Origin of the sequence: Methylobacterium terricola, assembly GCF_006151805.1 — a bacterium.
Taxonomy (GTDB): domain Bacteria; phylum Pseudomonadota; class Alphaproteobacteria; order Rhizobiales; family Beijerinckiaceae; genus Methylobacterium; species Methylobacterium terricola.
This window is the reverse complement of the sequence record NZ_VDDA01000003.1, coordinates 540,331-553,261: the sequence shown is the minus strand read 5'-3', so window position 1 is coordinate 553,261 and position 12,931 is coordinate 540,331. Positions and strand designations below refer to the sequence as shown.

The window sequence follows — 12,931 nt, the reverse complement described above, 5'->3', positions numbered from 1 at the left end:
GTGGCCTCCGCCGGCCCTGTCGTCGGAGTGTCACGCAGGCCCCGCATGAGAGGCCGCACACGAGGAGACGACAACCCGATGGCCCCCACCCAGACGATCCGCATCGCCCTCGCCGGCCTCGGCTTGGCGACGACTTTGGCGGCCGCCGCGACCCCGGCGCTCGCCGTGACCGAGCTGCAATGGTGGCACGCGATGACGGGCGCCAACAACGACGCCGTCAACCGCCTCGCCGACGAGTTCAACGCCGCGCAGAGCGACTACAAGGTGGTGCCGACCTACAAGGGCAATTACGGCGAGACGCTGAATGCCGGCATCGCCGCCTTCCGCGCCGGCACCGCGCCGCACATCATGCAGGTGTTCGAGGTCGGCACCGCCACGATGATGTCGGCCAAGGGCGCGGTGAAGCCGGTCTACCAGCTGATGAAGGACGCGGGCGAGCCGTTCGACCCGAACGCCTACCTGCCGGCGATCACCGGCTACTACTCGACGACCAAGGGCGAGATGCTCTCGTTCCCGTTCAACTCGTCGTCGATGGTGATGTGGGCCAACCTCGACGCCCTGAAGGCGATCGGCCTCTCCGAGCCGCCGAAGACCTGGCCCGACCTGTTCGCCGCGGCCAAGAAGCTGACGCAGAACGGCTTCCCGAATTGCGGCTTCTCGACCACCTGGGTCACCTGGCTCAACATCGAGCAGCTCTCGGCCTGGCACAACGTGCCCGTCGCCACCAAGGCCAACGGCATGGACGGCCTCGACACCACGCTCGAGATCAACGGGCCGCTCCAGGTCAAGCATCTCGGCAACCTCGCCGAGGCGCAGAAGGACAAGTCCTTCGACTATTCCGGCCGCTACGACAGCGGCTTCGGCCGCTTCACCGCCGGCGAGTGCCCGATCATGTTCGGGTCGTCGGGCTCCTACGGCAACGTGAAGTCCGCGGCGAAGTTCGCCTGGGCGGCGGCACCCATGCCCTACTATCCCGACGTGCCGGGCGCGCCGCAGAACAGCATCATCGGCGGCGCCTCGCTGTGGGTGATGGGCGGCAAGAAGCCGGACGAGTACAAGGGCGTGGCGAAGTTCTTCAGCTTCCTGTCGGACACCGACCGGCAGGCGAAGCTCCACCAGACCACCGGCTACATGCCGATCACCAAGGCGGCCTACGAGAAATCGAAGGCGGACGGGTTCTACGCCAAGAACCCGGCGCTCGAGGTGCCGATCAAGGAGCTGACCAACAAGCCGCCGACCGAGAATTCCCGCGGCCTGCGCCTCGGCAACCTGCCGCAGATGCGCGACCTCTGGGCCGAGGAGATCGAGGCGACGCTCGCCGGCAAGAAGGCGGCGAAGCAGGCCCTCGACGAGGCGGCGACCCGCGGCAACGCGATGCTGCGCCAGTTCGAGAAGCAGGCCGGACGGTAATTTCATGGGTCCCGAGCGCATCACCTTCGGAGGCCGGCTGCTGCCGGCGGCGCTGATCGCGCCGCAGCTCCTGATCGTCGGCCTGTTCTTCTACTGGCCGGCGGTCCAGGCGGTCTGGCAATCGTTCCAGATGCAGGATGCGTTCGGGCTCTCGACGGAATTCGTCTGGTTCGAGAATTACCGGGCCCTGTTCACGGATCCGGGCTATTATCAGGCCCTCGCCACCACGCTGATCTTCGCGGCGGCGGTGGCGGGGCTGTCGCTCGGCTTCGCGCTGCTGCTCGCCGCGATGGCGGACCGGGAGATCCGGGGTGCGGGGCTCTACCGGACCCTGCTGATCTGGCCTTACGCGGTGGCCCCGGCGGTGGCGGGCGTGCTGTTCGGCTTCCTGTTCCAGCCCGGCCTCGGGTTGATCGCCCGCGGGCTCAACCAGATTGGCATCCCGTGGAACCCGCTGCTCGACGGGAACCACGCCATGATCCTGGTGGTGATGGCGGCGGCCTGGAAGCAGGTCTCCTACAACTTCCTGTTCTTCCTCGCCGGGCTCCAGGCGATCCCGGGCAGCGTGATCGAGGCGGCGGCGATCGACGGCGCCGGCCCGGCCCGGCGGTTCTGGACCATCGTCTTCCCGCTGCTGTCACCGACCACGTTCTTCCTGATGGTGGTCAACGTCGTCTACGCCTTCTGCGAGACGTTCGGCGTCATCGACGTGCTGACCCATGGCGGCCCGGGCCGGGCGACCCAGACGCTGGTCTACAAGGTCTACCAGGACGGCCGCATCGGCGCCGATCTCGGAGGCTCGGCGGCGCAGTCGGTGGTGCTGATGGCGATCGTGATCGGCCTGACGGCGATTCAGTTCCGCTACGTGGAGAAGCGGGTGGCGTATTGACGGGCTGGGATGGGTGACGGATCGGCGCCATCCGACCTGCCACCCGCCTGGTCATTCCGGGGTCGCGCAGCGGAGCCCGGAATGACCAGGCGGGTGGCAGACCCGGGTCGGGTCCATGAAGCCGCCCCTCACATCGCCCGCAACTGCCGATCCACGAAGGCCTGCATACCCTCGACCTTGGCGGACATCCGCTCGCTGACGCACATCTGCACGGTGGTGCCGTAATACAGCATCCCGTGGCTCTTCTGCTTGTGGCACTCGTAGACCGGCCTGGCGTAGACGCCGCCGGCGAGCAGCACCGGCACCGCCAGCACCTTGGCGAGCATGGCGAGGCCGCGCAGGGCGCCGCCGGACCGCACGGGAGCCGCCGGTGCCCAGACGATCTCGATGGTGCGCGGCTCGACCGCCTCGGACCGGACCGGGAGCCGCGAGCGCGGCTCGTAACGGTGAGGCACCCGGTCGGGCAGGGTCAGGGGCGGCAGCGCCTCGGCAACGGCACCACGGTACCCGGCGATCATCCTGCGAAAATCGGCGTCGGTCATTGCCATGGCTGCCACCTTATCCTCGAAGATCCCGGAGTGAGGCAGCGTCTGCCTCGGTCGCCGGGATCTTTGCGAACGGCGTGCCATCCGTAACCGATCGGAAACCATTCCGAACCGGCACATGTCGCAGCGGCAAGCAATCCTGGCGGCGAATGTCCGGTCCCGGACATTGGCAGGGTGTCTCAGGATGGGGCAGGCCGGGCGCTCTCCCGGCCCGCCCGATCATGAACGCGAGAGCGGCTTCTCGTAGCGCCAGGCGGTGGTGCCGTCCTCGTAATAGTCCGGCACGGTCTCGAAGCGGCGATAGCCACTGCGCTCGTAGAGGCGGATGCCGGCGCCGTTATCCTCGCGGACCTCCAGGCGCAGGCGATCGCAGTCATGGGCCAGCGCCTCGGCCTCGGCGGCGTCGAGCAGCACCCGGCCCAAGCCCGTGCCGGCCCGGCTCGGTGCCACCGCGATCGAGGACAGCCGGGCGCGGCGGCTGCCGCGGCGGCGCTCGATCGTGGCGGCACCGACCAGCACCGCGCCGTCGAGGGCGATGAGGAGCGAGATCGACGCTGAGCCGATCGCGTGGCGGATCGCCCGGCGCTCGGCCCGGTCGGTGGCGAAGGCCGCGGCCTCGAGCGCCATCAGGGCGTCGAGGTCCTCCCGGAGCGCCGGCCGGATCGTGACGGCCGGCGGCTGGGGCGCAGGACCGTTCACGCGGCCCTCCCCGTTCACGCGGCCTTCCACGGGTAGGTCCAGGTCTCGGTCAGGGTCTGGCCGCGGGCGCGCAGGAAGGCGCGCAGGTCGGTCGCCTGGCCCGGTCGATCGAGCCGCACGTCGATCGCGGCGCGGAACCCCTTCACGTGGAGGTTGGGCACCAGCGAGACCGCGGTGATCTTGCCGGCGGTGGTCGAGGGCACGATCTCGACCGCCTTCGGGTCGGTGAGCCAGTAGGCGAGGTCGCCGCCCGAGAAGTCGACGAGGAAGCGCCGGGTCAGCGGTTCGCTGCCGTCGGCGGTGCCGCCGCTGGCGGTGGTGCGGGCGACGTAGGTGTTCACCACCCGGCCGCCGGGATGGAGGTCGTCGGTCTCGGCGAGCGCCCGGACCTTGTAGGACAGTTCCACCGCCTCGCCGGGCTGGTAGGGCTGCTTCGGCTGCCACGAGGCGACGATGTTGTCGTGGGTCTCGTTCTCGGTCGGCAGTTCGACCAGACGCACCGTGCCCTCGCCCCACTCGCCCTGCGGCTCGACCCAGTAGCCCGGGCGGCGGTGATAGAACGCTTCGAGGTCCTGGTAATCCTCGAACACCCGGTCGCGCTGCATCAGCCCGAACCCCTTGGGATTGCGGTCCTGGAAGGCCGAGATCCAGCGCTCCTTCGGGTTGCGCAGGGGGCGCCAGATCCACTCGCCGCCGCCGGACTGCATCAGGAGCCCGTCGGAATCGTGCAGCTCGGGCCGGTAATCGTCCGAGTGGTGGCGGTCGTTCTCGCCGATGAAGAACATCGAGGTCAGCGGCGCGATGCCGACCGTCGCGAGCTCCCGGCGCGGAATGAGCGTGCAGCGCACGTCGACCACGGTCTCGTCGCCCGGATAGACCAGGAACTGGAACGCCCCGGTGCAGGACGGCCCGTCGAGGAGGGCGTAGATCACCGCCCGGTCGGCGCCCTTCGGCGGCATCTCGATCCAGAACTCGCGGAAGACCGGGAACTCCTCCGGCCCGCCGACGCCCTCGACGTTGACGGCGAGGCCCCGCGCCGACAGCCCGTAGAGCTGGTCGCGGCCGAGGAAGCGGTAGTAGCTGGCGCCGAGGAACGAGATCAGCTCGTCGAGGAGGGCCGGCTTGTTGAGGGGATAGTGCAGCCGGAAGCCGGCGAAGCCGAGGGTGACCGGCAGCGGCTTGTCGATGGTGGTGCGGCCGTAATCGAACAGGCCGGGCTGGTAGGGGATCGGGGTCGGAACGCCGTCGCGCACCACGTTCACGGTCACCGGGCGGGTATAGAGGAAGCCGAGATGGAACAGCTGGAGCCGGAACGGCCCGTCCTGATCCCCGAGCAGCGCCTTGTCGGGCCGGAAGCGGATGTCGCGCCAGGCATCGTAGTCGAGGGAGGCGAGCGGCGCCGGCAGCGGCGCGACGGTCGCCTCGAAGGGTGCGCCGGCCAAGGCCTTCGCCCGGCGCACCACCTCGTCGAAGCGGAAGCGCGGCGGACCGGCCGGGGCCGGGCTCGGGGCCGGCGGCGGCAGGGCGCTCGGGCCGGGCTGGGTCGGACCGACCTGGGCGGTGGCGGCCCGGGTCAGGGCGGCGGAGGAGAGCAGGCCGGCAAGCAGCGCGCGGCGCGAGGGTGCGATGGTCATGGTGTCCCGGAGAATAAGGCGCGCCGGCTGAACGCGCGCCCGCATGCGTCGTCCGGTTGAATGGCCCGTCCGGCGCCACTTGAGAAGGCCCCGCGACGTGACGGTTTCTCCATGGGCGAGACCACGGCCGTGTCCCCCGCGCCACGGCGCGAAAATCCGGCGAAAATCCGCGTGACGGGGCTTGCGGCGGGGGGCCTTGGTCCGTATCTACCGCCTTGCCCAATTTCGCACGTGCCTGTGGCCGCGTGCCGGTTGGTGGGCATCCGGACAAGAGGCCGGACAGCCGCCAGGGGTCTTAAAGGATCGATGGCCGGGAAGGGTGGATCCCTCCGGCCGGCATCCAGGTGGCGACACCGGACCCCGACAACAACCGGCAGCCGGAGGCAAAACCGGCGAACCCCGCTCTCCACGGGGGACGCAGCTTAAAGCAACGACGAACGGGCTTTTTTGGTCTCGTCGGCCCTCCAAAGGCCGACACCGAAGAGGCTTGTTTCTCCTTGCCCCGAGTGCGGATCGGGTTTCCCCGTTCCAAGCAAAGGCAGCTTCCGGGTGCTCTGCGCCCGCGTCGCATGGCGTGTCTCCACAGCACGTCGGCGCCGCGTTGCATCGCCCCCTGACGCCGGACGGCCGACGTGCGCCGTCTCGATCTCGACTTCGGGTTCCCGCGGGAGCCCTCTCGAACCTTTGGTGGGGCTGATCATGACCGATCGCATCCGCGATTTCCTGCGCGTGCGCCGCGAGCTCGGCCGGGACGAGGGTCCCGTGATGGTGCTCGACCTCGACGTCGTCCGCGACAACTACACCGCCTTCGCCCGCGCCCTGCCGGACACCCGGGTCTTCTACGCCGTCAAGGCGAACCCGGCCCCCGAGGTGCTGCGCGCGCTCGCCGAGATGGGCTCCTGCTTCGACACCGCCTCGGTGGTCGAGGTGCAGATGGCGCTCGCCGCCGGTGCCACCGCCGACCGCGTGTCGTTCGGCAACACCATCAAGAAGGAGCGCTGCATCGCCCGCGCGCTGCAGCTCGGCGTGCGGCTCTTCGCCGTCGACTGCCAGGCCGAGGTCGACAAGATCGTCCGCGCCGCCGACGCGGTCAAGGTCGCCCGCGAGGACGTGCAGGTGTTCTGCCGCATCCTGTGCGACGGCGCCGGCGCCGAGTGGCCGCTGTCGCGCAAGTTCGGCTGCGTGCCGGAGATGGCGGTGGACGTGCTGGAGCACGCCTATCGCGGGGGGCTGCACGCCTACGGCGTGTCGTTCCACGTCGGCTCGCAGCAGGGCAACACGGAAGCCTGGGACGGGGCGCTCGCCTCGGCCTCGATGATCTTCCGCGAATGCGCGACCCGCGGCATCCATCTCTCGATGGTGAACCTCGGCGGCGGCTTCCCGACCAAGTACCTCAAGGCGGTGCCGGGCGTGGAATCCTACGGCGACGCGATCTTCCGGGCGCTGACCAAGCATTTCGGCAACCAGCTGCCCGAGACGATCATCGAGCCGGGCCGCGGCATGGTCGGCAATGCCGGCGTGATCGAGGCCGAGGTGGTGCTGGTCTCGCAGAAGTCGGACGCCGCGGACGAGGTGCGGTGGGTCTATCTCGACATCGGCAAGTTCGGCGGCCTCGCCGAGACGATGGACGAGTCGATCCGCTACCGCATCGTCACCGAGCACGACGAGGATCGCACGATCCCCTGCGTGCTCGCCGGCCCGACCTGCGACTCGGCCGACGTGCTCTACGAGAAGACCCCGTACCCGCTGCCGATCTCGCTGGCGATCGGCGACAAGGTGCTGATCGAGGGAGCGGGCGCCTACACTACCACCTACGCGGCGGTGGCGTTCAACGGCTTCCCGCCGCTCCAGTCCTACGTGATCTGATCGAGGATCGGCGCCGAAAGGTGCCGATGACTCGGAACAACGCGCCGGGTCCGCCGTTACAGGGGCCCCGGCGCGTTCGCGCCTTCATCCCATCCCCATAGCCCCGGACGGCCCGCCGTGTTGCGGCGGGTGCGAGGGCTGTCCTTTGCCCGTCTTGAGTCGGTTTCGGGAGAGTACGGCCGTGATCCAGATCCGCGACGAGCGCGCCGCCGACTTCGCCGCCCGCGAGCACCTGCTCGATGCGTGCTTCGGCGAGGCCCGCTTCACCAAGACCTGCGAGCGCCTGCGCGAGGGGCGTCTTCCGGCCGACGGCCTTGCCCTGGTGGTCGAGATGGACGGCCGGCTGGTCGCCACCGTGCGCCTGTGGCACGTCGAGGCCGGCGACCGCCCCGCCCTGATGCTCGGGCCGATCGCGGTCGATCCGAGCCTGCACGGGCTCGGCATCGGCAACCGGCTGATGCGCGACGGGCTGGCGCGTGCGGCGGCCCTCGGTCACCGGGCGGTGATCCTGGTCGGGGATGCGCCCTACTACGCCCGGTTCGGCTTCACCCGCGAGCGGGTCGGGGCCTTGAGCCTGCCCGGCCCCTACGCGCCGGAGCGGTTCCTGGCCCTGGACCTCGTGCCGGGCGCGCTCGACGGCGTCGGCGGCATGGTGCGGGCGACCGGGCGGGCGGTGCCGGGCGCCCTGCCGGCCGAGGAATTCCGCGTCGCGGCGTGAGTGGAAGGGCGGGCTCCATGCCCGCCCCTTTCCCGGACGACTGTAGCGTCAGCGGAAGGAGATCCAAGATCCAGCAGAAGAACTGCCGCGTAGCGGCTCCGATTGTCGCAATGTTGCAGACATAAGGACGCTTCGCGACTTTTTGTGCTGGATCCCGGATCTCCTTCCACGTCGTTGCCGTCGTCCGGGAAAGGGCGTGGTGGGTGGTTCTTCACGCGTTGCCGCCGCCAAGCCGTCGCCTATCCCCCTACCGCCCTCACCTGCCCCCTCTCCTCCCCGATTCCCCGCGCGCCCTCGGCGATCAGCCGGGTCACCAGATCGGCGTAATCCGCCCGGGTCAGTCCGGCGCCGGGCTTGAACCAGAGATAGTGCCAGTTGACCATTCCGAAGAACGACATGGTCACGGGCTTCAGGAGCGCCGTCCCGGCGAGGTGCGGCGCCACCCCGGCGATCGCCTCGGAGAACAGCCGCACCAAGTCGCGCTCGCTCGCCTTCACCTCGGCCTGCCGCTCGGGCGAGAGCAGGCCGAGATGGTTGATCTGCACCTTGTGCTGCGCGTCGGCGTCCCGGTAGGCCTCCAGCAATGCCTCGGTGAGGCTGCGCAGACGCGCCTCGGGGGGAAGCCCGGGGCGGTCGGCGGCCTCGACCGCTTCCAGCAGCTCCTGGAGGTGCAGCCGGATCACGTCGAACAGGATCTCGTCCTTGTCGCGATAGTAATGGTACAGATTCGCCTTCGAGACGCCGCAGGCCTCGGCGATCCGGCTCATCGAGGCGCGGTCGAAGCCGTGGGCGGCGAAGAGTTCCGCCGAGCGATCGAGGATCGCCCGGCTTTTGTCGTCGTAGTCGCTGGCGCGGGTGCGGGCCATGGAGTCTCGTCGTGACTGATCGTGTGGGCTAGTGTCGGGGGCGTCGGTCGATGACGCGGCGGGCCTTGCCCAGCGAGCGCTCGATAGCTCCCGGGGGCACCACCTCGACTGCCGCGGTGATGCCGATCGTGTCCTTGACCGCGTGGCAGAGCCGGTCGGCCGCCGCCGCGCGCAAATCCGCGATGTCGGCCTCCGGCCGCGCCTCGACGCGGATCGTCATAGTGTCCATCCGGCCCTCGCGGGTCAGCACCACCTGGTAATGCGCCGAGAGGGCGGGAATCGTCAGGATCTTCTCCTCGATCTGGCTCGGGAAGACGTTGACCCCGCGCACGATCATCATGTCGTCGGAGCGGCCGGTGATCTTCTCCATCCGCCGCATCGCCCGGGCGGTGCCGGGCAGGAGCCGGGTCAGGTCGCGGGTGCGGTAGCGGATCACCGGCATCGCCTGCTTGGTGAGCGAGGTGAAGACCAGCTCTCCCTCCTCGCCGTCGGGCAGCACCGCGCCGGTCGTCGGGTTGACCACCTCCGGGTAGAAGTGGTCCTCCCAGATATGCAGCCCGTCCTTCGTCTCGACGCACTCGCTCGCGACCCCCGGGCCCATCACCTCGGACAGGCCGTAGATGTCGACGGCGTGGAGGTCGAAGGCCTCCTCGATCTCGGCCCGCATCGCGTTGGTCCAGGGCTCGGCGCCGAAGATGCCGACCTTGAGCGAGGAGGCCCGCGGATCGAGCCCCTGGCGGCGGAACTCGTCGAGGATCGCCAGCATGTAGGACGGCGTCACCATGATGATGTCGGGCCGGAAGTCCTGGATCAGCTGGACCTGGCGCTCGGTCATCCCGCCCGACATCGGGATCACCGTGCAGCCGAGGCGCTCGGCGCCGTAATGCGCGCCCAGCCCGCCGGTGAACAGCCCGTAGCCGTAGGCGACGTGAATCAGCATTCCGGGCCGCCCGCCCGCCGCCCGGATCGAGCGCGCCACCACGTCGGCCCAGGTGTCGATGTCGGCCTTGGTGTAGCCGACCACCGTCGGCTTGCCGGTGGTGCCGGACGAGGCGTGGATGCGCGCCACCTCCTCACGCGGCACCGCGAACATCCCGAACGGATAGTTCGCCCGCAGATCGGCCTTCGCGGTGAAGGGGAAGCGGGCGAGGTCGGGAAGGTCGGAGAAATCGTCCGGGTGCACGCCGGCCGCGTCGAAGGCGGCGCGGTAATGCGGCACGTTGGCGTAGGCGTGGTGGAGGGTCTCGCGCAGCCTGTCGCGCTGCCAGGCGGCGAGCTCAGGCCTCGAGGCGGTCTCGAACCGGTCGAGCTCGGCGGCATCCGGCACCATGCGGGCGAGCTTGCGGGGGGCGATCTGGAGCATGGCGTCTCTCCCGTGGCGATTTTTATGATGTCCCGTCGGCGTGACCGACGGCCCTGAAACCCTCCACGACATCCCGGGGCCGCGAAGCGGAGCCCGGGATGTCGCGCAGGCTGTTCGATCGGCGGGGAGATCACCCGGAGGCCGGCCCCCCCTCCCCCGCCAGCACCGTCCCCGGCACGGTCCGCGAATGGCCGCGGAACTCCGCCACCACCTGCCCGTCCGCGTCGGTCACCGTCACGTCGTAGAGGCCCGAACGCCCCTCGCGCACCCGCTCGACGGCCCGGGCCGTCAGCACCTCGCCGCGCCGGCCCGGCCGCAGGAAGGTGACCGAGCAATGCTGCGCCACCGCCCGCTGATTGGCGGTGTTGCACGCGAAGGCGAAGGCCGAATCGGCGAGCGCGAACAGGAAGCCGCCGTGGCAGGTGCCGTGGCCGTTCGTCATGTCGTCGCGCACCCGCATCGACAGGGTCGCCGCGCCCGGACCGACATGGTCGAGGGTCAGGCCGAGCCCCTGGCTCGCCCGGTCCTCGGCCCACAAGGCCGCAGCGCAGGCGCGGGCCAAGTCGTCGGGGCTCACCGCTTCCGCCCGGTGAAGCGGGCCGGTCGCTTCTCCAGGAAGGCCGCCACGCCCTCGCGGTAATCCGGCGAGCGCCCGGCCTCGCCTTGCAGGTCGCTCTCGACCTGGAGCTGCGCGTCGAGGTCGTTCGTCTCCGAGGCGTCGAAAGCGCGGCGGATCAGCGCCAGGCCGTAGGTCGGCGCCTGCGCCAGCTGCGCGGCGAGGCGGTGAGCCTCGGCCATCAGGTCGGCATCGTCGATCACCCGCCAGATCATGCCCCAGGCCTCCGCCTGCTCGGCGGTGATCGGTTCGGCCAGGAGGGCCATGCCGCGGGCCCGCGCCCGGCCGGCGAGGCGCGGCAGCAGCCAGGTGCCGCCGGCATCCGGGATCAGCCCGAGCTTGGCGAAGGCCTGGAGGAACTTGGCCGAGCGGGCGGCGAGCACGAGGTCGCCGTGGAAGGCGAGGCTGGCCCCCGCCCCGGCGGCCACGCCGTTGACGGCGCAGATCAGCGGCATCGGCAGGTCGCGGATCTGGCGGACCAGCGGATTGTAGAACGCTTCGAGCGTGCGCGAGAGGTCCGGCTCGACGTCGGGCGCGAAGTTGCGGGCCGAGAGATCCTGGCCGGCGCAGAAGCCGCGGCCGGCCCCGGTGAGGATCAGCGCCCGGCACTCCGGATCCGCGGCGGCATCGCTCAGGGCGTCGCGCAGGGCGAGGTGCAGAGGTTCGGTGAAGGCGTTGAGCCGGTCGGGCCGGTTGAGCACCAGCACGCGGTAGCCCGCATGGCGCTCCGTCAGCACCAGGGATTCGCCGGTAGCCTCACTCATTGGGTGTGCCCTCCCCGTCCCGCCGTGTCGAATGCCCTCGGGGCACCGCCGGCGCGATCTATTGACCAACCGGACGGTAAATTATAAAGCTCAAGCAACGAAGTCAAACGCTCGACGCCGTCAGCCGAACGCCAGGGTGGCCAGAACCCGGGGTAGACGGACGCCGCGCGGGATTGCAAAGCAACGATCGGCGGGCTCAACGAAGCCCGTGATGCCGGCGACCGGATCCCAACCGGCGCGGCACGAACGGGAGGACACCACCATGAGGCGCATCGTCTGGGCGCTCGCCGTCGCCGGCACCGTGCTGGCCGGTCCGGTGCTGGCACAGCCGATCAAGATCGGCGTCACCATCGCCAAGACCGGCCCGGCGGCCTCGCTCGGCATTCCGCAGGCCAACACCGTGACGCTGCTGCCGACCGAGATCGGCGGCCAGAAGGTCGAGTGGATCGTCCTCGACGACGCCACCGACACCACCAAGGGCGTCGCCAATGCCCGCAAGCTCGCGAGCGACGACAAGGTCGATGCCATCATCGGCTCGTCGGTGACCCCGGTCTCGCTCGCCATGGTCGAGGTCGCGGCCGAGGCCAAGGTGCCGATGATCAGCCTCGCGGCCTCCTCCAAGATCGTCGCCCCGATGGACGACAAGCGCCGCTGGGTGTTCAAGGCGCCGCAGAACGACGCCCTGATGGCCGAGGCGATCGCCGCCCACATGGCGAAAGCCGGGGTGAAGTCGGTCGGCTTCATCGGCTTCAACGACGCCTACGGCGACGGCTGGCTCGCCGAGATCACCCCGCGGCTGGAGGCCAAGGGCATCAAGCTCGCCGCCACCGAGCGCTACGCCCGCACCGACACCAGTGTCACCGGCCAGGTGCTGAAGGTGATGGCGGCGAAGCCCGGCGCGGTGCTGATCGCCGGGTCGGGCACCCCGGCGGCGCTGCCGCAGAAGACGCTCAAGGAGCGCGGCTACGCCGGCAAGTACTACCAGACCCACGGCGTCGCCAATGCCGACTTCCTGCGCGTCGGCGGCAAGGACCTGGAGGGCACGGTGCTGCCGGCCGGTCCCCTGCTGGTGGCCGAGCAGCTCCCCGACTCGAACCCGGTGCGCAAGGTCGCCCTCGACTACACCAAGGCCTACGAGGCGAAGTTCGGCGCAGGGAGCCTCGCGACCTTCGGCGGCCACGCCTACGACGCCGAGGTGCTGCTGGCGAACGCGATTCCCGTCGCGCTCAAGACCGCCAAGCCCGGCACGCCGGAGTTCCGCACCGCGCTGCGCGACGCGCTCGAAGGGCTGAAGGAGGTCGTCTACACCAACGGCGTCGTCACCATGACCCCGACCGACCATGTCGGCCAGGACGACCGCGCCCGCGTGATGGTGACGATCGAGAACGGGAAGTGGAAGCTGTTGTCGGCGACGAATTGAGCGGCACTGCCGACTGATCGGTTCGAGAACCCAGAGAGCGCGGGCTCCCCTCTCCCGGGTGGGAGAGGGGGGACGCGCTCCAGATTTCCTCGAATGCATCAGGCGGAGCTCACAAGAGACCGCCGCAGATCTCTCTCGAGG

Annotated in this window: 12 protein-coding genes; 5 read left to right on the top strand and 7 right to left on the bottom strand. The window is 70.0% G+C overall.

The annotated features are described in order from the left end of the window. Positions 1–78 precede the first annotated feature (78 nt). Positions 79–1,410, top strand: a complete 1,332-nt coding sequence (ugpB, locus tag FF100_RS09895) for a sn-glycerol-3-phosphate ABC transporter substrate-binding protein UgpB (protein ID WP_139035539.1) — start codon at positions 79–81, stop codon at positions 1,408–1,410. 4 nt (positions 1,411–1,414) lie between these two features. After that, positions 1,415–2,299: a sn-glycerol-3-phosphate ABC transporter permease UgpA gene (gene ugpA, locus FF100_RS09890; RefSeq protein ID WP_139035538.1), complete on the top strand. Its 885-nt coding sequence runs from the start codon at positions 1,415–1,417 to the stop codon at positions 2,297–2,299. Positions 2,300–2,427: 128 nt separating this feature from the next. Here the strand turns inward: ugpA and FF100_RS09885 are convergent, their stop codons facing one another. The 3 genes from FF100_RS09885 to FF100_RS09875 form a co-directional block, all read right to left on the bottom strand. Further along, positions 2,428–2,847 (bottom strand): hypothetical protein, encoded by a 420-nt coding sequence (locus tag FF100_RS09885; protein ID WP_139035537.1) that lies wholly within the window; start codon positions 2,845–2,847, stop codon positions 2,428–2,430. Between the two features lie 216 nt (positions 2,848–3,063). Further along, positions 3,064–3,543: a GNAT family N-acetyltransferase gene (locus FF100_RS09880; protein WP_246101992.1), complete on the bottom strand. Its 480-nt coding sequence runs from the start codon at positions 3,541–3,543 to the stop codon at positions 3,064–3,066. Between the two features lie 14 nt (positions 3,544–3,557). Beyond that, a complete protein-coding gene (locus tag FF100_RS09875; RefSeq protein WP_139035536.1) occupies positions 3,558–5,177 on the bottom strand; it encodes an OpgD/OpgG family glucan biosynthesis protein in 1,620 nt (539 codons plus the stop codon). 699 nt (positions 5,178–5,876) lie between these two features. Here FF100_RS09875 and FF100_RS09870 point away from each other — a divergent pair. Then, complete coding sequence (locus FF100_RS09870; RefSeq protein ID WP_139035535.1) at positions 5,877–7,043, top strand: type III PLP-dependent enzyme; 1,167 nt, start codon at positions 5,877–5,879, stop codon at positions 7,041–7,043. A gap of 181 nt (positions 7,044–7,224) precedes the next feature. Continuing rightward, on the top strand, positions 7,225–7,761 hold the full coding sequence (locus tag FF100_RS09865) for a GNAT family N-acetyltransferase (protein WP_139035534.1): 537 nt from the start codon (positions 7,225–7,227) through the stop codon (positions 7,759–7,761). A 239-nt stretch (positions 7,762–8,000) separates the two neighbouring features. Here the strand turns inward: FF100_RS09865 and FF100_RS09860 are convergent, their stop codons facing one another. The 4 genes from FF100_RS09860 to paaG form a co-directional block, all read right to left on the bottom strand. Then, positions 8,001–8,627: a TetR/AcrR family transcriptional regulator gene (locus FF100_RS09860; protein WP_139035533.1), complete on the bottom strand. Its 627-nt coding sequence runs from the start codon at positions 8,625–8,627 to the stop codon at positions 8,001–8,003. 28 nt (positions 8,628–8,655) lie between these two features. After that, entirely contained in the window at positions 8,656–9,990 is a 1,335-nt protein-coding gene (paaK, locus tag FF100_RS09855; protein WP_139035532.1) for a phenylacetate--CoA ligase PaaK, read from the bottom strand. Positions 9,991–10,120: 130 nt separating this feature from the next. Beyond that, on the bottom strand, positions 10,121–10,567 hold the full coding sequence (paaI, locus tag FF100_RS09850) for a hydroxyphenylacetyl-CoA thioesterase PaaI (RefSeq protein ID WP_139035531.1): 447 nt from the start codon (positions 10,565–10,567) through the stop codon (positions 10,121–10,123). Beyond that, positions 10,564–11,370: a 2-(1,2-epoxy-1,2-dihydrophenyl)acetyl-CoA isomerase PaaG gene (paaG, locus tag FF100_RS09845; RefSeq protein WP_139035530.1), complete on the bottom strand. Its 807-nt coding sequence runs from the start codon at positions 11,368–11,370 to the stop codon at positions 10,564–10,566. Before paaG ends, paaI begins: the two co-directional genes overlap by 4 nt. A gap of 262 nt (positions 11,371–11,632) precedes the next feature. On the opposite strand from paaG, the gene FF100_RS09840 reads away from it, so the two are divergent. Further along, positions 11,633–12,790: an ABC transporter substrate-binding protein gene (locus tag FF100_RS09840; RefSeq protein WP_139035529.1), complete on the top strand. Its 1,158-nt coding sequence runs from the start codon at positions 11,633–11,635 to the stop codon at positions 12,788–12,790. Positions 12,791–12,931 lie beyond the last annotated feature (141 nt).